We start from the raw sequence: 21,907 nt of genomic DNA on the forward strand, positions 1-21,907 counted from the left end.
ACGTATCGGTTGGATTCACGGTAATGGTTCCCGTTAAGGAAGGGAAACCACATGCACCACCTGTTGTTGTCACAGTATACGTGTACGGTGAACCCGCTGCTGAAACAGGGGACCCGTTTATCGTTACCGTATTTCCAGTAACCGTAGCGGTCACTCCATTGGGCAATCCCGTTACTGTAGCTCCTGTAGCTGTTCCACCGAAAGTATAGGTGATAGCGTTGATTGCTCCGTTTTCACATACCGTTTGTGCCGCAGTAGCAGGCGCTGATGTCAGTGCTAAGGTTGCCAACGGTTGAACTGTAATCGTTCCCGTTAAGGTAGGAGCGCCACAAGTGCCCCCAGTAGTTGCTACATTGAATGTATACGGTGAACCCGCCAAAACACTAGGAGTTCCACTTATAATTACTGAATTTCCTGAAATCGAGGAAGAAACTCCTGTTGGAAGTCCAGTAACCGTGGCTCCAGTTGCCGAACCTCCAAAAGTGTACACAATATTGGTAATAGGTTCATTGATACAAACTGTTTGATTGGCCAAAAATGGCGTTGAACTTAACACGAGAGTGGCACCAATATTAACAGTAATCGATCCTGCTAGAGAAGGTGCACCACAATTTCCACCTGTCGTTGTTATGGTATAATTAAAGGGCGAACCTGCATTATTGGTAGGAGTTCCAGAGATAGTGGCAACATTACCCACTACTTGAACCGTTACACCTGGAGGTAAACCTACAACGTTTACACCGGTTGCTGTTCCACCAAAAGTGTATACAATATCTGTTATTGGAGTATTCACACACAAGGTTTGATTGGTAGTCGTTGCAGCAGATGTTAAAACAAGCGTTGCTTGAGGTTGTACCGTTAAGGTAGCTGTTAAGGATGGAGTACCACAATTTCCTCCTGTAGTTTGTATTGTAATGGTAAATGGAGAACCTGTGATTGTCGATGGTGATCCACTGATGGTTAAGGTATTTCCTGAAACAGTTTGATTTAAACCTACAGGTAAACCACTAGCCACAATTCCAGTAGCAGACCCTCCGAAAGTATAAACAATCGGGGTAATAGGTGAATTAACACAAACAGTTTGATTATCTGTTCCAGCGGCTGACGTTAATGAAAGGGTTGTAACTGGATTTACCGTAATCGTACCGGTTAATGAGGGTGTTCCACAATTTCCACCTGTTGTAGATACCGTGTAAGTAAATGGCGAACCAACAGCTGAAGTAGGAGTACCATTGATGGCCACTGTATTACCCGTGACAGTGGCAGAAACACCCGCAGGAAGACCTGCAACTGAAGCCCCCGTTACCGTTCCTCCAAAAGTATAAGTGATTGTATTTATGGGTGAATTAGCACATACTGTTTGGTTAGCCGTAGCTCCAGCAGATGTTAAATTCAATGTCCCAATGGGTTCTATGGTAATTGTTCCCGTTACTGTGGGCGAACCACAACTTCCTCCAGTAGTTGAAACGGTAAACGTGAAAGGAGAACCTGTAGTAGTTGTGGGGGTACCTGAAATTGTCAATGTATTACCCGACACTCCAAAACTAACCCCAGCAGGCAATCCAGAAACTGTAGCTCCAGTAGCCGTTCCACCAAAATTATAAGTGATGGGAACAATAGCCTGATTAAGACAAATGGTTTGATTGGCTGTAGCAGGAGCTGAAGTTAAATTTAAAAAAGCACCCGGATTTACGGTAATCGTTCCTGTAGCAGTTGGATTACCACAACCTACCCCTGTTAACGTTACCGTATAATTGAACGGTGAACCTATAGTAGTTGTGGGTGTACCTGAAATAGTAAGTGTTGTTCCACTCACAGAAAAACTAACTCCTGGGGGTAAGCCTGTAACGTTTGCACCCGTTGCCCCACTGAATGTATAGGTGATGGGTGTGATGGGTGTATTTTCACATACGGTCTGATTTGAAGTAGCTGGTGTAGAAGTCAGTAGTATACTCGCACTTGAAACTACATTTACTTCAATTAACGCAAAAGGCCTACACGTAGGATCACTCGGTGCAGGATTGGCAATTGCATAAACATAGTAGGTTCCCAATACATTGGGCAAAGAACCTGCGGTTCCTAATATACCGGGGTTATACGTAGCCACATTAGAGGCATTGGGTGTAGCATTGCCTAACAATGTTCCGCCCGTATACATATTATTTCCTACCTGAGGTGTTGTAAAATAAACAAAAGAAATCGCGTTGGTTCCTGTAAAAGTCGTAGAAACCGACAATGGATTAACATCAGCACCTAAACACAACGCTTGAGTAGCAGATGGACTAGCGATGGTAGGACACAAAGAACAATCTATCAATGAAATATTAAACGGACGAATACGAATACAACCCGTAAAAATATTGTACAAACTCATGTAAATGGTTTGACTTGTCCCTGAACTCAACACATAAGCTGAAGGATTACCAATTGAATTCGCTGCTAAATTTTCGGCATCCGATTGATTGGTATAATAATACACTTCATAATCACCCGAACCTACTAAAGGACCCAGTACTGTTGGTTCATTGGTAGTTAAATTGAAAACATTGTTGGGCAAACAGTTCTCAATCGCTTGAGCGGGTTGTGTATCATCGGGACTAACCTCAATAGTGATGGGCTTGGTTACGGTGCGAACCGTACCACAAACATTATAACGTACTTGAGCAGTATACGTTTTTGTGGAGGTTGGACAAACCGCAATACTTGGCGTATTTCCAATAACTGTCGCACCATCCAACCATTGAATAGTGGTTAATGAATTCCCTGATGGAGTAAACCGCCAAGATTCATTATTCGCTACCCATGTCCCTGTATTTCGCCCGGGAGGAGTAATTGCTTGTGTACCTGTAGCATTGTGAAGACCTAATACCGCATTACCACTATTCCAGTTTGCACACACTGTACGACGGGTAACGTGAACATCTATAACATTGGTTCCTTCATACAAAACCAACTGACTCTCCTGAAGACCTTGAGCTGTACCACACGAGAATAATGGCATGTTACGCACATTGACAATCAATTTTCGACAAGGAGCAATTCCATCAACAATATAACTGATCTGGACAGCTGGATTCGAAGGTACTGCTGGATTCGTATCCTGCATTGGGAAATAAATCGAATTCCTCCATAAAGGATTCATAGCAGCACTTGGAATAGCTTGGGTAAATGCCCAACCACTCCCCGCACCTGTTGCACATAAACGGGTAGGATCAACTAAAAACGTCAAAAACGTATTGGTTCCTACTTGGAATTGATTGTAACACTGACCATAAAAACTAAAGTTAAAAGGAATATTTACAGGATCTGAAAAACGATCATCTGAAGTACACAAAGCCGTTGCTAATACCCCTAGTGGATTCTCTGGTGCAAACGGAATCGAACTTACTGTGTAGGATGTCGTATCTTTTATATCTAAAAAACTTGCATTCAGTACCGTACAACTGGTATCATTACATAGCAATTGATCGGTCGCTGTGACATCAAAATCATTTGTACAACAATCTGTTATAATAGAAAACACTCCAGGAAACGGGGCTGTTGCAGAACATCCGCTTATGGTATTGGTAATAGTTACCGAATAACTTCCAGGAACTGTTGTATTAAAAGAGGCTACATTTCCGGGTGCAGGTGCTCCCGTTGGAACAGACCAGGTATAGGTATAGGTTCCAGGATAGGAAGGTGTGGCTGTAATTACTGCGGGTGAAGTATCGCCTAAACATTTCACCACATTATTGACCATAACTCCAGGCTGTGGATTCACGGTAATTGTATAAGAAGCCGTCACATCAGCACATCCACTTAAGGATCCCGTGACTGTAATCGTAGCCGTTTGAGGAACTGTCGTACTATTACTTGCTGTGAATGAAGCAATGTTCCCTGTACCTGATCCACCAATAGTTAAATTGGGATTTGAATTGGTCCAAGAAAATGTTGCTCCTGGCTGTGAACTAGTAAATACTTGCGCAGGAACTGTAGCCCCAGTGCAATAGGTTTGATTCGAAGGAACAGAAATCGATAGCGTTGAAACCGTCACTGTCACGGATTGTGTAGCATTACAAGTGACATTGGTTGTGAATGCAATGTCATCCAAAGCAAAGTCATTTCCTGAAGATGCAGTATTGGTATCAATAATGGCAATATCAGCTACTGTACTTGCTCCTGAATTCCAGGTATAAGTTACTTGTGTCCAATTCCCACAAGCAATAGTCGAAGGCGCTTGTGCTACCCCAAGAGAAACGCCATTAATACGTACTTGAAGTGTAGCATAATTTAATAATGCCAAAGATTGAACCCAATAGGAAAAAGTATACACAGAACCAGCCGTTACAGGAACTTGTTGACGCCAAACGATGTCCGTACCACCATTGGAAGTTGAACCATCAACCACCATCATATTCCCTGAACCCGTAGTATGGTCAGGACAATTAGTAAATGCATTAAACCACGTGTTTGGATTGGCAACAATACCATAAATCTTCTGAGTTGAATTGGTATTAACAGGTAGAAAAGCATAGTCCGTATTAAATCCAATATTACCTTGGGTAAAATCACCATTGAATATTAAATTTCGGGTGACGTTCGCAGGGGAAGTTACGGTATAGGTTGTGGTCGCTGTGGGACTCACAACAGGTGTTGCACTCGTAGGGTTGGTTAACGAGGGATCCGCTGGGGAAGCCGTCCATGTGTAGGTAGTTCCACCGTTCACCGATAGAGTAGTATTCCCTCCTGAACAGATGCTCGTATTCGGAGAAACAATCAACGGATTCGCCGCAGGAACAATAGTGACATTATTTTGAGAAGCTGTATTTCCCGCCGTATCGGTTACACTGACGGTGTAAGTACCAACCGGTAAGTTTGGAAAAATACCTGTTGCGTTATTTTGGGTAACTGGTCCCGTAACAGCGAAGTTCGTATAAGGAGCCGTTCCTCCAATTCCATATAAAGCAATAGAGCCCGTAGCGGGAGCTGCACACAACGGACTTACCGTTGAAAATCGAACTCCTAACGGTTGTGGCGGGGGTAAAACGGCTAAATCGTCGATTGCAAAATCATTACCTACAAAACTCGTATTGAAATTACGCAATTCAATATTTACACAAGAATTTGTTGGGGTAAAGGTATAAACGCGCTGCACCCACCCTGCTGTGGTTAAGGGTGCCAACGTTGAAGCGGGTGAAGAGGTCACAGTAGCATTGTTAAACACCACTCGAATATCTGCTTGTGTTGCTGGCCCTGTGACATTGGGAGATATCGAACGCACCCAATACTGAAACGTATAAGTTGCACCAACCACTAAACCACAAACGCCACCACCATTATTTCCAGCTTTCCAAAAACTCGGGTTTCCACCATCGGAACTTCCATCAAACCACAACATATTTCCGGTTCCTGTAGTGTGATCCCCTGTCGAAATAAAGTTGGTCGTATTGTAAGGCTGCGGGTTTGTAGCAACCGCATAATTCCCTGCACTAGTGGTCCCCGTTGGAGCTGGAACAAACGTATATCCTGTTGCATTTATGTTAAAACCTATCCCTACTCCTCCCATTTCAAAATCGCCATTAACCAATAAATTTTGAGCGTTTAACTGGTTAAAAAACAGAGTAATAAAGAATAATTTGAGTGTAAAAAGTTTCATTCGAGCGTAATTTTTAAGGCCTAAAAATAGTTAAAATAAAAGTAACAATTTCTTAAAATTCGCATTTTTTATTTTTGAATGAGAATCTGAGCTTTTTAAGCCATTTATAGCTATCTTTGCGGTTCAATTTTTAGTAAAAAAACGCTTACTTACGCATGATTTCTGAAGATCAATTACACGACGATATTGGCAATAATCACATCGCTACCAATGCGTCTACTCCCCTTCGAACAGATGCTTTTGAACTGACCGAAGATCAAAAAATAGAACTGATAAAAAAAGATGTACAAAACATCCTACATACTTTGGGAATGGATCTCTCCGACGATAGTCTCAAAGGAACACCCAACCGTGTAGCTAAAATGTTTGTGAAGGAAATCTTTGGCGGACTCAATCCCCAAAAAAAACCAAGCTCGTCTACGTTCGAAAATAAATACAAGTACAACGAAATGCTTGTAGAAAAAAACATCACGGTGTATTCTACTTGCGAGCACCACTTACTACCCATTGTGGGACGTGCCCATGTTGCCTACATTTCCAATGGTAAAGTAGTCGGCCTTTCCAAAATGAATCGTATTGTTGACTATTATGCAAAGCGTCCGCAAGTGCAAGAACGACTCACCATACAAATCGTTCATGAATTGCAACAGGTTTTAAACACGGAAGACGTCGCGTGTATCATCGATGCCAAGCATTTATGCGTCAATTCTCGTGGCATTCGCGACATTGAAAGCAGTACAGTTACCGCTGAATTTGGAGGCAAATTCAAAGAAGAAGCCGTTCGCCGTGAATTTTTAGAATATATTAAATTGGATACCCAATTCTAATCCTCATGAATCCTTTATATCAAAACCAAACACTTAAAATTTACAATTCACTCACCGGAAACAAAGAGGTATTCACTCCTTTGGTAGAGGGCAATGTGGGCATGTATGTCTGTGGCCCAACCGTGTATAGCAATGTACACATGGGAAATCTACGGACGTTTATGAGTTTTGATATGATTTACCGTTACCTCACCCACTTGGGCTATAAAGTTCGCTATGTACGTAACATCACCGATGCAGGACACCTCACCGATGATGGGAACGTCGATAACGATCGCTTTGTGAAACAGTCGCGTTTGGAAAAACTCGAACCCATGGAAGTGGTTCAAAAATATACGGTTGATTTTCATCGGGTGCTCGAACTTTTTAATTTGTTACCCCCAAGTATCGAACCCACAGCTACGGGACATATCGTGGAGCAAATAGAACTCACCCAAAAACTAATTGAAACAGGATTTGCTTACGAAAGTAAGGGTTCGGTATATTTTGACGTGCTCGCCTATAACCAAAAAGGGCTCAACTATGGGGCTTTAAGCAACCGTAATATTGAAGAACTTTTGGCCAATACACGGGACTTAGACGGTCAAGATGAAAAGAAAAACCCGCAAGATTTTGCACTCTGGAAAAAAGCCTCCCCTGCACATATTATGCGGTGGAATTCTCCTTGGGGTGAAGGATTTCCGGGTTGGCACCTAGAGTGTACCGCCATGAGCACGAAATACCTTGGCGAACAATTTGATATTCACGGAGGAGGTTTAGATCTTAAATTCCCCCACCACGAATGCGAAGTAGCGCAAGGAAAAGCATGCAATGGGAAAGACCCTGTACGGTACTGGATGCACGCCAATATGCTTACCATGAATGGTTTGCGTATGAGTAAATCTACAGGGAACTATATTCTCCCCATGGATTTATTTGAAGGAACCAATGCTTTTTTTGAAAAAGCTTTTGATCCAGCAGTCGTACGATTTTGCTTTCTGCAAGCACACTACCGAAGCGTACTCGATATTTCCAATGAAGCGATGATGGCTAGTGAAAAAGGATACCAACGCCTTATGGAAGCCATTGATTTGATCGAAAAACTTAAACCAAGTAACACATCCACTTTAGATGTTTCAGCATGGGTAGCGTCTTGTTATGAAGCCATGAACGATGATTTCAACACCACCATTCTCATGGCCCATTTGTTTGAAGGCGTTCGATGGATTAATTTAGTTAATGATCAAAAGGAAACCTTGACTGCTGCAGACATAGAACGTTTGCAACAAACAATGAAGGCCTTTGTTTTTGATGTTTTGGGACTTCGCAATAGTAAAAAAGAAGCCTCTCACAGCGATAAATTATCGGGGGTTATCGAAATGTTAATCGCCATGCGAAACCAAGCTCGAGCCGATAAAAATTGGGGACTTTCCGACGAAATTCGCGATCGTTTGGCCGCTTTGGGAATCACCCTAAAAGACGGAAAAGACGGGACCACATTTACCTTATAAACGCATGCTCAAAAAAATTATCGTAGCACCCCTACTGATAATCATTCGTTTTTATCAAGTAGCCATTTCACCTTTCATGCCCGCTACTTGTCGGTTTCATCCTACTTGTTCCAACTATTGTATCGAAGCGTTACGCATTCACGGTCCTATCAAAGGTTTTTGGTTGGGTCTCAAACGAATCCTATCCTGTCACCCTTGGGGAAAATCGGGCTACGACCCTGTTCCACCAAAAAATCAATCGGATTTATAACATATTTTTAAGGCACACCCCAAATTAATTCCTTATTTTTGGAGGTAATCTAATACCTAAAAACAATGATTTGGAACCCTATGGAAGGTATCCATCTTGGACCCTTGACCATCCGTATTTATAGCCTCATGTTTGTTATCGCCTTTGCGTTGGGGTGGTATATCATGAAACGTATTTATGAAAATGAAAAAGAATCCATGGAAAAATTGGACACTTTGTTCATTTGGACGGTTTTAGCCACTTTATTGGGCGCTCGTTTGGGACAAGTCTTCTTCTACGATTGGGAATATTTTAAAAACCATAAATTAGAAATCCTCCTCCCCTTTCGTTTTGAACCTGAATTTCAATTTACTGGTTTTGCAGGATTAGCGAGTCATGGTGCCGCGATTGCGATCATTATCACGATGTATTTTTACAGTAAAAAAATCATCAATCGACCGTTGCTTTGGGTACTCGATCGTGTAGTTATTCCCGTAGCTAGTGGCGCTGTTTTTGTACGAATCGGAAATTTTTTCAACTCTGAAATTACCGGACTAGCCACAGATGCTTCCAACCCTTTTGCCGTAAAATTTGTGCGAGAATATTACAGTCCCGAAACGATCATGGCCAAAACAGGTATCCCGAATCCCGATGCTGCTTATGATGCCCTAGTCAACAATCCTAAATTTGCTTCCCTCCTCGCTCAGGTACCTTATAGCCATCCCGCGCAATTGTATGAATCGTTTTGTTACATTTTTGTCTTTGCGTTGTTATTCTTTTTGTACTGGCGAACCAAAGCAGCTGAGAAACACGGACTTATCTTTGGGGTGTTCTTAATAGCGCTTTGGTCTATTCGTTTTGTCGTGGAATTTGTCAAGTCGAAACAAGGGGGCTTAGAAGATGTTTTCGGACAGTTTACAACGGGACAATGGTTGAGTATTCCTTTTATACTCGTAGGACTCTATTTCTTATTTATGGCAGAAAAACCGTTACCGGAAGATATAGAATTGTAATCAATTAATTTAGCATAGTCTATAACGCCTTTCGGGGCGTTTTTTTTATGTCCTAAAGAAAGTAAAACCCCTATTTCGAACTTCCCTCATGAAGCGAAAAATCTGTTAACTTAGGTCGATTTCACAACAAAACAAGGGCTGTTTTTACCCCCACATAAAAGAGAACTATATTGCACATAAACTATTCTTGAATTGCGGGAATACAACCCCCAAAGCTTACAAATTTGGGTAAAAAAAAACGCCACTCCCAAAGGAATGGCGCTTTTCTATATAATTTAAATCGCTTATTGTTGATCGGTGAAGTGTCGTTTTTCAATATCATCAATAGCACTCTTATTCATCGTATCAACCAATACTGGTGTTGCAATAAACAAGGAGGAGTACGTACCCACAATAATACCAATCAACATGGCAAATACGAAACCACGAATTGATTCACCGCCAAAGATAAACATGATTAACAATACCATAATCATCGTCAAAGATGTATTCAATGTACGAGATAAGGTTGTATTAATAGAAGCGTTTACAACATCTTTAAAGTGTCCTTTTCGATCACCAGCCAAGAACTCACGTACACGGTCAAATACAATTACCGTATCGTTCATCGAGTATCCAATTACAGTCAAAATCGCAGCAATAAAATGCTGGTCCATTTCCATATGGAACGGTGCATACTTGTAGAATAATGAATACACACCCAATACAAAGATTACATCGTGGAATACCGCAGCAATGGCTCCCAATGAATATTGCCATTTACGGAACGAAATAATCAAATACAATCCAACAATCGCCATAGCACCAATAACCGCCCAGAAAGAGTTGGTTTTGATATCGGCCGAAATCGCAGCCCCCACTTTGGAAGACTGTAAAACACCGATTTTTTTGCCATCGTAATTGTTGATGAATTGCTTATAGGATGTCCCTGGGAAATAACTTTTTAAAGCATTGTAAAGCTTTTCATTAACTTCTTTATCGGTATTGACGGACTCGTCTTTGATTTTGTATTTGGTTGTTAACTTCAACTGGTCGTCATCACCAAAAACTTTGGCTTCTACCGTTGTCCCAAATTCTTTGGTTAAGGCCTCAGCGATTACGGAAGGCTCTACTGCTTTGGTGAACTTCACTTGGAATGTACGTCCACCCACAAAATCAACTCCTTCATCCAATCCATTTAAGTAAAAGGAAACGCAACTTACGATGACCACCAAGGTAGAGAAGATATACGAATACTTTTTAATACCGATATAATCAAAATTGAACCCTGTAAACCAGTTTTTGGTAATTGGGGTAGTAAAGGCCAACGGTTTGTTGCCCGCTACGTCTTTATCAATGAAAATACGTGCAATAAAGATCGAAGTAAACAAAGTTGTAAAAATACCGATCAATAAAGTGGTCGCAAACCCTTGAATAGGACCCGTACCGAAAATGAAAAGAATGGCTCCAGTCAAAACGTGCGTTACGTTGGCATCAATGATTGAACGCATCGCTCCTTTCCATCCGTAGGAGGAACGTACAGCATCGCTCAACGATTTCCCATCACGCAATTCTTCCTTGGCGCGTTCATAAATAATAATGTTGGCATCTACCGCAGTTCCTAAAGTTAATACGATACCGGCAATACCTGGTAAAGTTAATACCGCACCTAAACTAGCTAAAATACCAAACAAGAACAATAAGTTTACAATCAACGCCATGTTGGCATATAAACCAGCTTTGCCGTAGTAGAACATCATCCAGAAACATACTAGGATCAATCCTACGATAGAAGAAATCGTTCCAGCATCGATCGCTTTCTGACCTAATGAAGGTCCAACTACTTCCGATTGAACAATTTCTGCCGCCGCTGGTAATTTACCTGCACGCAATACATTGGCTAAGTCTTTGGTTTCAGCCACATCAAAGTTTCCTGAAATTTCAGAACGTCCACCAGCAATCGGACCCGAAGAAACACCCGGTGCAGAATATACTACATTATCCAAAACAATCGCAATGAATCCTTTGTCGGTGTAAGCTTTTCCAGTCATTTCTTCCCAAACTTTGGCCCCTTGACCGTTCATTTGCATCGAAACCGCTGGTTTACCCATTTGGTCAAACGTATCGCGTGCATCCACAATAACACCACCACTTAAAGGAGCCTTGTTGTCTTTGTTGCCTTTTAAAGCATACAATTCAAACGTTTGACTCTCCTTCTTTGTTTTTGGATCTTTTGTCGTAGTCCCTTTGCTCCATACAAACTTCGCAAAACGCTTGTCGGCTGGAAGTAAGTTGCGAATTTCAGGACGACGTAAATAGTTATTTACCTTGGCCGTATCTTGTACCGCAACAATCGCCAATACAGGTCCGCCACCAATAGATACAAATTTATCCAATAACGGATTGTTGCCTTTGGCTCCTGCCACAGTATCCTTCGATTTGCTGTTACCCAACATCTTCGCGATAGAGTCATTGGCAGAAGGTGCAGCGGTAACCGTTGTTGCTTTTTCAGTCGCTTTCAACGCTTCATTAGCGGTTTGTAAAAAGCCTCCTAACTCATCTACACGGTAGGTTTCCCAGAACTCCAACTGCGCAGTTGACTGTAATAATTTCTTAATACGGTCTTCATCTTTAGCGCCTGGCAATTCGACCAAAATACGTCCGGTTTGTCCTAACTTAGCAATATTTGGTTGGGTTACCCCAAATTTATCAATACGCTTGCGCAATACGCCAAAGGCTGAATCTACGGACTCATCCACTTTACGACGAATGACTTTCTTCACTTGATCATTGGTCATGTTGAAGTTGATTTCATCCGACAAGTTGCGGTTGGCAAAAATATCAGGAGAAGCTAACTTTACAGAAGTCCCCGCGGCTGCCTCATCAAAAGCACGGAAGAAAGCATCCAAATATGACTCGTTTCCTTGTTGAATTTTGGCCGCATTATCCAACGCTTTATTGAAAACTGCGTTTTTAGACTCATTAGCCAAACCACGTAAGACGTCTTTAACAGAAATCTGAAGGATTACGTTAATCCCTCCCTCCAAGTCCAATCCTTTGTTGATTTGTTTGTTGCTTACATCCTCATAGGTGTAGTCGGCAAAACCAAGACTGAAAACCTCTACTTTTTTCAATGAATCCAAATAACTCACCTCCAAGGCATTCAACTCCGGAAGGGGTTGCCCAGGGGTAGGGTTTTTCTTGATTTGTGCCAATTTTTGCTCGGCATATGCCTTGGCGTCTTTCTTAATTCCATTCGCTACAAAAGTGAATGAAAGCTGGTAAATACTTACCAAAGCAAATAAAATTGCAAAAAACTTAACGAGTCCTTTATTCTGCATTACTCCTAAAAATTAATTAATTTTTGTTAACTCTTCACCAAAAACATCCATCGCAGGCTAAGCGGTTGATTCTCAGAAAAAACCAACAGTCTATCCCACAGACAGATTTTTTGAAACGTGCAAATATAAAATTAACCGAATGATTAACAAATTATTTAGACACTTATTATTAAAAAAAAGACCGCAAAATTGCGGTCTCATTTCTATTTCGAAAAGATTAAATTATCCTAAAATCGATTTCAAATCGCCATTCATCGCGCGAACGGCATCGGCACTTTTTGCAAACAAGGCTTTTTCCGCATCGTTCAAGGCAATATCTACAATTTGCTCTACCCCGTTTTTACCAATAATACAAGGTACACCCATACAAATATCGTCTTGACCGTATTCGCCTTCTAACAGTACCGAACATGGAATCATTTTTTTCTGGTCGTTCAAAATGGCATCCACCAAATACGCCACTGAGGCGCCCGGTGCATACCAAGCGGAAGTTCCTAATAATCCCGTTAAGGTAGCCCCGCCAACCATCGTATCGGCCGCTACTTTTGCCAAAGCCTCTTCCGATAAGAATTGTGAAACAGGTACGCCATTGTAGGAAGCCAAACGCGTCAACGGAATCATGGTGGTATCACCGTGTCCGCCAATCACCATCCCTTGAATATCGTTGGCTGGCTTGTCCATCGCTTGCGACAAGAAATATTTGAAACGCGAGCTATCCAACGCACCTCCCATACCGATGATACGGTTTTTCGGTAAGCCCGTTGCTTTCAACGTCAAATAGGTCATCGTGTCCATCGGGTTGGAAACCACCACTACAATCGCATTAGGAGAATGCGCCAACAATTGTTCGGCCACTCCTTTAACGATCCCTGCGTTGATTCCAATCAACTCTTCACGGGTCATCCCCGGTTTTCTTGGAATTCCCGAAGTAATCACCACCACATCACTACCCGCCGTTTTGCTGTAATCGTTGGTGCTTCCAACCACTTTCGTATTAAATCCTAAAGTCGTTTGCGTTTGCATGATATCCATCGCTTTCCCTTCTGCAAAGCCTTCTTTGATATCTACGACCACAATTTCACTGGCAATTCTTCGGTGAGCAATCGCATCTACGCATGTTGCGCCTACGTTTCCTGCTCCTACTATCGTAACTTTCATTGTAAAATGTAATTAATAAGTTTGTATTATTTTTTATTTTTTGAAGCTATTCCCGCTGTCCGTTTCAATCTTTTTTGTTGTACCGTAACCGGATAAAACAAAAAAGGATTTCCACTACCATCGGGGCTAGGACATCCTTTTTCAAATTTCGTTAGGCATCAATTTTCGCGTATACAGCATTTTTCTCGATGAAGTCGCGACGCGGTGGCACCTCATCCCCCATCAACATCGAGAAGATGCGATCGGCTTCGGTGAGGTTGTCAATCGTCACCTGACGCAATGTACGCATACTCGGATCCATTGTAGTTTCCCACAACTGCTCCGCGTTCATTTCTCCCAAACCTTTATACCGTTGTACACTGGTGCCTCCTCCCATTTGTTGCGAAATCAAATCGCGTTGGTCGTCGTTCCATGCATACTCTTTTTTCGTTCCTTTTTTCACCATATACAATGGGGGTGACGCAATATACACGTGTCCCGCCTCAATCAACTCACGCATGAATCGGAAGAAGAACGTCAAAATCAAGGTCGAAATGTGGCTACCGTCCACGTCGGCATCGGTCATGATGATGACTTTGTGGTAACGCAATTTTTCCAAGTTCAACGCCTTACTGTCTTCTTCGGTCCCAATGGTAATACCCAGTGCGGTAAAGATGTTGCGAATCTCTTCGTTTTCAAAAACTTTGTGGTGCATCGCTTTTTCCACATTCAAAATCTTACCGCGTAACGGTAAAATCGCTTGGAAATTTCGATCGCGCCCTTGTTTGGCTGTTCCTCCCGCCGAGTCCCCCTCGACCAAGTAAATCTCACATTTTGCTGGATCTTGTTCGGAACAGTCGGATAATTTCCCTGGCAATCCGCCACCGCCTAAAACGGTTTTGCGTTGCACCATCTCGCGCGCTTTCTTTGCCGCGTGACGTGCTTGTGCTGCCAAAATTACTTTCTGAACAATCGTGCGAGCGTCATTCGGATTTTCTTCCAAATAATTCTCCAACATTTCCGAAACCGCTTGCGATACCGGTGAAACGACCTCACGGTTCCCCAATTTGGTTTTGGTTTGCCCTTCAAATTGCGGTTCGGCTACTTTCACCGAAATAATGGCGGTCAATCCCTCACGGAAATCGTCCCCTGAAATCTCAAATTTCAGTTTGTCCAACATCCCCGAAGCATCGGCATATTTTTTCAACGTACGCGTTAATCCCATACGGAATCCTTGTAGGTGCGTTCCTCCCTCGTGCGTGTTGATATTGTTGACGTAGGAGAAAATATTTTCTGAATAACTATCGTTGTAAATCAAGGCTACTTCCACTGGAATTTCGCCTTTATCATTTTCCATATTGATCACGCTGGCAATGATCGGCATTCGGTTTCCATCCAAGAATTTAACGAATTCTTTCAACCCTTCTTTCGAATGGAACGTTTCGGAAACAGGATTACCTTTATCATCGGTATGACGCAAATCGGTCAAAGTGATGGAAATCCCTTTGTTCAAAAACGACAATTCACGCATACGCGCCGCTAAGGTATCGTACGAATATTCTAAAGTTTGGGTGAAAATCGTACCATCGGGTTTAAACGAAACCGTCGTACCGCGCTTGTCTGTAGTACCAATTTGTTTTACTGGATACAAAGCTTTTCCGCGTTCGTACTCTTGTTCCCATACTTTACCATCGCGGTACACTGTAGCACGCAGATGATCCGAGAGCGCATTCACACACGAAACCCCTACCCCGTGCAAACCACCGGAAACTTTATAGGAATCTTTATCAAACTTCCCTCCAGCTCCAATTTTGGTCATAACCACCTCAAGGGCAGATACACCTTCTTTTTTATGTAAATCCACCGGAATTCCCCGGCCATTATCTTCAACGGTAATCGAATTATCGGCATTAATGGTCACACGAATGGTGTCGCAATGGCCTGCCAAAGCTTCGTCAATGGAATTGTCCACTACTTCATACACCAAATGGTGCAATCCGCGCACGCCTGTATCCCCAATATACATGGAAGGACGCATCCGTACGTGCTCCATTCCCTCTAACGCCTGAATACTGTCGGCGGAATACGCGTTCTTTTTAACTTCTTCGCTCATAAAAAATCTCAGAATTTTGTCTAACACGCAAATATAAAAAATCAAAGACGATTTTAAAGCGCTATAAGGCGATTTATAGGCTAAGTTATCAACATTTATGTTTAATAATCGTTTCGGCTTTTAAATCAAAAATAAAGCCTAAAAAAGACCTATTTTAAATCCTATTTCTATACCCTTGATTTTTAGCGTGCTAGAAAATAAAAATGATAGCCCCCCACAGGAACTCTAATTTTCCTCCCTAAAAACGAAAACGCCTGCAGTGGCAACTACAGGCATTTTCAAACAAACAAACTAAACTTCTAATTGAAAAAAATTATTTACACGGGCAAAGAGGTTTTGGCGATTTCAGGATCTGCTTGCACGTGGGCTGTATTGGCGCGACCGCTAGGATCTTGGTTTTCTTGCCATTTTGGAATCCACTTACGCACGGTTTGTGCTGCACTCATTTGCGGGAAATGTTTGTGGAATATCGTACGGTAGAAATAGGCTTCTTTGGTGGCTGGCGTATTGTACGGGAACAACTCCGCCGCTTGCTCCATCTGCGCATCAGTCACTTGGGCCGCACAGTAGTCAATCAAGGTGTCAATCCAATTGTACCCAACCCCATCTGAAAATTGCTCTTTTTGACGCCACAATACTTCTTGGGGTAAATAAGGTTGCTCGGGTGTATCGAAGGCTTTGCGCAAAATGTATTTCTCTACCCCATCATAGGTTTTAGGCAATTTTTCCTCCCCTTTAATCAACATCGCATAGTCTAAAAAGGCTTTGTCCAAAAACGGAACGCGGGCTTCCAAACCGTGGGCCATAGTCGACTTGTCAGCACGTAACAAATCGGCCGTAAACAACTTCTGTACGCGTTCGATGGTCTCTTTGGTAAAATCAACCGTACTCGGAGCATTTCTAAAATACAAATACCCGCCAAACACCTCATCGGCCCCTTCACCCGATAGCACCACTTTGATCCCGTTTTCGGTAATGGCTTTGGCTAAGAAATACATCGGTGTACTCGCCCGAATGGACGTTACATCGTAGGTTTCTAAATGCCATACTAATTTTTCTAAGATTGCTATCCCTTGTTCAATGGTAAAATGAATCTCATGGTGTTTGGTACCTAAGAATTCAGCTACTTTACGTGCCGCTACCGCATCGGGAGCATTGGGGTCCAACCCGATCGAAAACGAATGCAAGGTTTTGCCTTGTTCTTTCAACAAACGGGAGGCAATAGAGGACGTTAAGGAGGAATCCAAGCCTCCGGATAACAATACGCCAATTGGCACATCACTCATCAAGCGTTTGCGGGTGGCCTCGGTCAATTTTTCGCGAAGCAAAGCTAAATCGGCTTCTTCGACACAAGCGGTATACTCTTCATAAGTTGGATTATAATATTTCACAAAACCCGTTTCAGGGGTGTAATAATGCCCTGGGGGAAAGGTAGAAAAGGTAGTGCACTGATCGGCCAAAGCCTTCATCTCGGAGGCAAAGTACATGCGACCGCGTTCGTCCACTCCATAGTACAACGGTTTTACCCCCAACGGATCGCGTCCAGCAATATAGTTGTCGCCATCGATAACAACAAAGGCAAAATCGCCATCTAGTTGATCGACAAAATCATACCCAAATTCTTCGTACAAATGCACAATAACCTCTGAATCGGATTGGGTACGAAAGGTATGCCCTTTCAACACACCTTCCCGTAACGCATGATGGTTGTATATCTCGCCGTTATGCACCATCCAAGCCGATTTTGTCCCTTGAATGGGCTGCTTACCTGAATGTAAATCTATAATAGACAAGCGTTCATGACTCAAAAAATGGCCTTGTTCCGTGATATGTATATCGCTCTCATCGGGTCCACGATGAGCCATGCGTTTTGACAAAGTTTTAATCAATTGTTCGTCTTTTCCTTTTCCTATAATGGCTAAAAATCCACACATATGCGTTCCTTTTTTTTATTTTTATTATGGAAGCAAAATTGAGGTATAATGTGTTATTTTAAAATCAATAAGCGTGTTTTGGTTTAAAATAAAAACTAAAACACGCTTAATTAAAGTAAAAGTTAAGAAAAGTGATTACTTAACACCGTTCTTGTTTACAAAATGAAAGTCTCATTCCCTACGCACATATCCTTTGGCCGTAAAAGGCAAGGACGCTAAGACCGCATTTAATCGGGCGCCCGCTACTTCCTGTTGTGCTAACTCAGGCAAATTATACACATAGTTCAAATACAAATAATAGAACAATTGCCGGTTGTACACATCCAAATCGGAGGCGGTGATGGCTTCTAAGATGGTTTTCTCAATGTTTTCTCGATCCTGCGATTCGGCCAAAGCACGTCCCATGCGACCAATTGAACCGAAATAATGATGTTGTGACGCTTGGTCAATACGCAACGTTATACCCAAAACCAGGTCGATGAGATTGATGTCTAAAACTTCCAATTCCCGGATGTAGGTTTTACGTCCCGCATAGGCATAACTCCCATCGCTTACACGGTCAAATCGATCGTTCATGATGTCTAAATGACTGCGCAAAAAGATTTCCCAATGGGTTGTTTCTGCGGCGAGTACTGCAATTTCTTGGGCATGGATACGGGGCCTTTGGTCCATACTACAACCGCCAACGACCCGGCGGCGGCGTTTCATTTCGAGCGCTTCCCGAGGTCCTATTGTCCAGGCTATTACACGCTCCAAATTGTCATTGGACTGGGAGTGTGTTTTTGCCTCTTCATACGCACTGTGCAACAAACTGCTAAATTTTTTATCGGTCGCATAAAGGGTTTGAACCCGTTCGGCTAATTGAGATTCCCAAATACTATCTTGGGCTTGGTTGTACCGAAAATTTGCTTCATTTTTATCTATTAACTGTTGTCGCTCTTCTTTAGACATTCGTTGTAAACGTAGATACAATCTAGAAGGTTTGTGGGATTCATAGGGGTATACGGCTACTGCGGTATCAACAGCTGTGGTATCTACAAGGGTAAAGTCAACAGCTGTAGTATCTACCGCAACATAATCGACTTTCTCCATGGAATCATAAGCGATAGCCGCCGTTGTATCGGGAGTTTCGTCATCATTCAATTGATCCAAGGTATAGGCCAACTCATAATCGTAAGGCCTCGGTTTAACTCGGTTATACTTTTTTTCCAAATAACTCCAAAACTTATCAAAAGCTTTGGTGTGTTTGCGGTTAAAAAGTTCATACGAATCGCGCTCTGCTAGCATCACCGTTTGTGTGGTATCGATCATGCACAAAGCATATTGTATGGCCCTCGAATAGTTGGCCGGTAACGAAACTGCTGTTGGCGTGGATGTAAAATAGATCGCGGCGAGGTGTTCACTTTTATCATAATCTGAAACCTCATAGGAATACACCCATTTTTGCGCCAAAGGTTCTTTAAACTGGGACTGAAAATCGGCCAATTCAAATTCTAAATCGTGTTGATCATTGCTGTTCAAATCCAACATTTGCCAACCAATCATGCTTTTTTTTTCGTAATTGGTATAGCGATACTCATGAAGAGGCAACTGGGCAAAAGTTTCAGTTGCGTACTTTTGCCTTAACGTTTCAGGAGCCATTCCAGCCTTCATATCAGCCAAAGCTTCTTTGCATCGCGAGCCGTCTAAAGTCACGTAGTACCCATGGGCTTGGGGCATACTTTGAAAGCGCTTACTGAAATCACAGACTTTGAACTTTAAATTCAAAGAATCAACAATATGCTTTAATTTACCTACGGCGGCTGGGGAATAAATGAGACCGTTTTCGTGTACTTTAAATTCTCCGTAAGACTGAGAACAAACCATTGGGGCGATGCACAAGGCAAGGAGGGTGATACAGTATTTCATGGCGTTACATTTATTGTATAACTACCAAATTGCTGTAATCGTATAATTTTTACCGTTTATTTGTGTAGAAAAACCAACTGTTTGTCCGAATAATGCACTTCCTAAAGGAGCTTGGGGCGAAACGGCCATGATGGTGTGGTCGCCCAATGTGATTTTGGGTAATGCTGCAGCGATAAATAATCTTAGACCGCTTACCTCTACCAGACTTCCCAAGGCGACACGCGTGTGACGAACCGAGGGATCCATGCGATCAATAATGGCTTTTTGTTGACGTACTTCTTGCAACTTCATCGCCAATTTTTCTTGTTCCAAATGCATCATGGATAAGGCAGTTTCATGTTTGTCGCCTGCTGACCCTTTGGCATCGTTTTGCGCTCCATCGGTGAGCTGGGCAATCATATCTTGAAAGACATCCATTCGGTCTTGCAGTAATTGCTGGTAATATGCTTTTATTTCGGACTTCATACATAAAAAAACCTGCAAGAGGATCTTACAGGTTGGGAAAGTTACGATAGAAAAAATTAGAAATCAAACTTAAAATGGGCGCCCAACAAAAGTTGTATGCCTTGCACAGGATAATTGAACCAACGTTGGTAATTTTGATTGGTCAAATTATGTCCGCGTAAGAAAAACGTAATCCGGTCACTATGTTTGTAGCCTACATGCGCGTTGAGATCGATAAAACTTTTTAAAGTAATATCGCGTGTAATAAAGGTAGGTTGCACCACGGCCGCATCATCGGTATAACGGAATTGATCTTTGCGTTCCCCCACAAAAAATACGGAGGCTCCTGCATACCATTTGGGAGTAAACACCACATCAATAGCAGAGCGCATTTCAAGAGCCGGCAAGTTCCATGCTTCTGCTTGTGCATCGGTACTAAAACTGCTTACAGTGGCTTGACCGCTCCATTGTACATTTTTGGAAATATCGGCTTTTAGTTCCCCAAACAGCTGTAACGTATTCAATTTATCATACACTACATTAAAAGAATTTGCCCAAACATACCCGTTGGGATTGGTTGAAAAGCTGTCGTAAACATTGGAGGTAAACAGCGCACGATTGTCTTCTGTAAGGTAAGAAGCCCGCACATTATACCCGATGGTATTGGCTAGTTTTCCTTTTAATCCGACAAAAACATCGTATTTCTGATCGGTGGGAGCAATGGCTAAGGTGGGGGAAACAAAGAAGTTTTCCTGCACAAAATCACGATACGCGTTTTGTTTCAAATTTCCTTCCGCTCCCGCATAGGCAACCATAATATCGCCAACTACTTTATAGCTTACATTGATTTTGGGATAGACAAAAAAGCGACTCTCCCCTCCTTCTGTGGCGGCACTGTAAAAGAATGCTGCCCCTAATTGAGCCGAAAAATCACCGTCGGTTAATTGAAATGAGGGTTGCACGCCGATATTGGCAAACCCGTAATTGATTTCGGTTGCTCCTACATAGCTTCGCGCAAAACTGCCATTGAGGTAATCAAAAACTACATCCAAGCCAATATTTTCACCCGCTACGGGAAAGGCAAAAGAAGGTTTTAGCACGACCCGATTCTCAGCCGAATCAAAACGATCGGAAAAACGAGTAAAGCGCAACATGGCCTCTTTGAAGGCCCCTTGATTGAATCCTACGCGTCCCCCTGCATATAAGGTTTGGTACACTTGTTTGGGTTCGATACCACTGTAAAACAAATCCGCTTGTTCTGAAGTGAGTCCCTCGGTAAAATAACTGTTAATGCCATACCAACGATAGGCCTGCCGCTGGAATCCGCCCTCGGCTGCCCATGACATGGTACTGGATTTCCCCCCGTAGGTAAGGTCCAAACCTGTATTGGAAAATTTATCCTCCAACTCCACATTTTTAATACCACCTTGGGAGGATAAATGACGTAACATCAAACCGAAGTAATTGCCGTCTTCGAAATTGTGGTTTAAAAACAATTCCCCATTGACATTGCCATAATTTCCTGCCGCCAAGGTCGCATAATTGGAAAACAAGCGCGCTTTTGGATCTTGTTCAACAGCGGCAGCCTTCCCTTTGGCTGGGGTAAACGTTGACGCCACGGGAAAAGAAAAAATAGTGTATTGAATGGTTTCCCGTTTGGTAGTTTCTTCATCATCCAAACTGGGCGTTTCTTTCACTTTGAAAGCATCCGAAATTGTGGGCGTATAGGGCTTTACCACATTGACCACTTCGGTGCCGATATTTTCATTTTGTTTTTGGGCATATCCCCCAAAAGCACTCAAGAAAACACTACTTAATAGAATATATTGCAAACGTTTGTTCATCATGGCATCT

General features: G+C 42.4%; 11 protein-coding genes and 1 pseudogene. 4 read left to right on the forward strand and 8 right to left on the reverse strand.

The features are described from left to right. Window positions 1-5,638 (reverse strand): annotated as a pseudogene (locus BUC17_RS09510) (hypothetical protein); the annotation flags it as partial. A gap of 155 nt (window positions 5,639-5,793) precedes the next feature. On the opposite strand from BUC17_RS09510, the gene folE reads away from it, so the two are divergent. The 4 genes from folE to lgt all read left to right on the forward strand — a co-directional run bounded on the left by folE (window position 5,794) and on the right by lgt (window position 9,197). Continuing rightward, window positions 5,794-6,465, forward strand: a complete 672-nt coding sequence (gene folE / locus BUC17_RS09515) for a GTP cyclohydrolase I FolE (protein ID WP_073363708.1) — start codon at window positions 5,794-5,796, stop codon at window positions 6,463-6,465. A gap of 5 nt (window positions 6,466-6,470) precedes the next feature. Next, the gene (gene cysS / locus BUC17_RS09520) at window positions 6,471-7,955 is read left to right on the forward strand and encodes a cysteine--tRNA ligase (RefSeq protein WP_073363711.1); all 1,485 of its coding nucleotides are present in this window, start codon (window positions 6,471-6,473) and stop codon (window positions 7,953-7,955) included. Between the two features lie 4 nt (window positions 7,956-7,959). Then, window positions 7,960-8,205, forward strand: a complete 246-nt coding sequence (gene yidD / locus BUC17_RS09525; RefSeq protein ID WP_073363713.1) for a membrane protein insertion efficiency factor YidD — start codon at window positions 7,960-7,962, stop codon at window positions 8,203-8,205. A 65-nt stretch (window positions 8,206-8,270) separates the two neighbouring features. Next, window positions 8,271-9,197, forward strand: coding sequence for a prolipoprotein diacylglyceryl transferase (lgt, locus tag BUC17_RS09530; protein ID WP_073363715.1), 927 nt, complete (start codon window positions 8,271-8,273; stop codon window positions 9,195-9,197). Window positions 9,198-9,481: 284 nt separating this feature from the next. On the opposite strand, the gene secDF is transcribed toward lgt, so the two are convergent. The 7 genes from secDF to BUC17_RS09565 all read right to left on the reverse strand — a co-directional run bounded on the left by secDF (window position 9,482) and on the right by BUC17_RS09565 (window position 21,900). After that, window positions 9,482-12,517, reverse strand: a complete 3,036-nt coding sequence (gene secDF / locus BUC17_RS09535) for a protein translocase subunit SecDF (RefSeq protein WP_073363717.1) — start codon at window positions 12,515-12,517, stop codon at window positions 9,482-9,484. A 222-nt stretch (window positions 12,518-12,739) separates the two neighbouring features. After that, window positions 12,740-13,675: a malate dehydrogenase gene (locus BUC17_RS09540; RefSeq protein ID WP_073363719.1), complete on the reverse strand. Its 936-nt coding sequence runs from the start codon at window positions 13,673-13,675 to the stop codon at window positions 12,740-12,742. 151 nt (window positions 13,676-13,826) lie between these two features. Then, window positions 13,827-15,767 (reverse strand): DNA topoisomerase (ATP-hydrolyzing) subunit B, encoded by a 1,941-nt coding sequence (gene gyrB / locus BUC17_RS09545; RefSeq protein WP_073363721.1) that lies wholly within the window; start codon window positions 15,765-15,767, stop codon window positions 13,827-13,829. A gap of 317 nt (window positions 15,768-16,084) precedes the next feature. Next, window positions 16,085-17,701: an asparagine synthase B gene (gene asnB / locus BUC17_RS09550; RefSeq protein WP_073363723.1), complete on the reverse strand. Its 1,617-nt coding sequence runs from the start codon at window positions 17,699-17,701 to the stop codon at window positions 16,085-16,087. 171 nt (window positions 17,702-17,872) lie between these two features. After that, window positions 17,873-19,609 (reverse strand): hypothetical protein, encoded by a 1,737-nt coding sequence (locus BUC17_RS09555; RefSeq protein WP_143161771.1) that lies wholly within the window; start codon window positions 19,607-19,609, stop codon window positions 17,873-17,875. Between the two features lie 21 nt (window positions 19,610-19,630). After that, window positions 19,631-20,074, reverse strand: coding sequence for a hypothetical protein (locus BUC17_RS09560; RefSeq protein ID WP_073363727.1), 444 nt, complete (start codon window positions 20,072-20,074; stop codon window positions 19,631-19,633). Window positions 20,075-20,130: 56 nt separating this feature from the next. Then, window positions 20,131-21,900, reverse strand: coding sequence for a TonB-dependent receptor (locus BUC17_RS09565; RefSeq protein ID WP_234977700.1), 1,770 nt, complete (start codon window positions 21,898-21,900; stop codon window positions 20,131-20,133). Window positions 21,901-21,907 lie beyond the last annotated feature (7 nt).

The sequence above is a fragment of the Flavobacterium fontis genome (genome assembly GCF_900129405.1).
Classification (GTDB): domain Bacteria; phylum Bacteroidota; class Bacteroidia; order Flavobacteriales; family Flavobacteriaceae; genus Flavobacterium; species Flavobacterium fontis.

Excerpts from the sequence above, each read along its gene's own strand:
- gyrB (WP_073363721.1), bottom strand. The coding sequence starts at position 15,767 with ATGAGCGAAGAAGTTAAAAAGAACGCGTATTCCGCCGACAGTATTCAG.
- BUC17_RS09540 (WP_073363719.1), bottom strand. The coding sequence starts at position 13,675 with ATGAAAGTTACGATAGTAGGAGCAGGAAACGTAGGCGCAACATGCGTA.
- BUC17_RS09565 (WP_234977700.1), bottom strand. The coding sequence starts at position 21,900 with ATGATGAACAAACGTTTGCAATATATTCTATTAAGTAGTGTTTTCTTG.
- folE (WP_073363708.1), top strand. The coding sequence starts at position 5,794 with ATGATTTCTGAAGATCAATTACACGACGATATTGGCAATAATCACATC.
- BUC17_RS09560 (WP_073363727.1), bottom strand. The coding sequence starts at position 20,074 with ATGAAGTCCGAAATAAAAGCATATTACCAGCAATTACTGCAAGACCGA.
- lgt (WP_073363715.1), top strand. The coding sequence starts at position 8,271 with ATGATTTGGAACCCTATGGAAGGTATCCATCTTGGACCCTTGACCATC.
- BUC17_RS09555 (WP_143161771.1), bottom strand. The coding sequence starts at position 19,609 with ATGAAATACTGTATCACCCTCCTTGCCTTGTGCATCGCCCCAATGGTT.
- asnB (WP_073363723.1), bottom strand. The coding sequence starts at position 17,701 with ATGTGTGGATTTTTAGCCATTATAGGAAAAGGAAAAGACGAACAATTG.
- cysS (WP_073363711.1), top strand. The coding sequence starts at position 6,471 with ATGAATCCTTTATATCAAAACCAAACACTTAAAATTTACAATTCACTC.
- yidD (WP_073363713.1), top strand. The coding sequence starts at position 7,960 with ATGCTCAAAAAAATTATCGTAGCACCCCTACTGATAATCATTCGTTTT.
- secDF (WP_073363717.1), bottom strand. The coding sequence starts at position 12,517 with ATGCAGAATAAAGGACTCGTTAAGTTTTTTGCAATTTTATTTGCTTTG.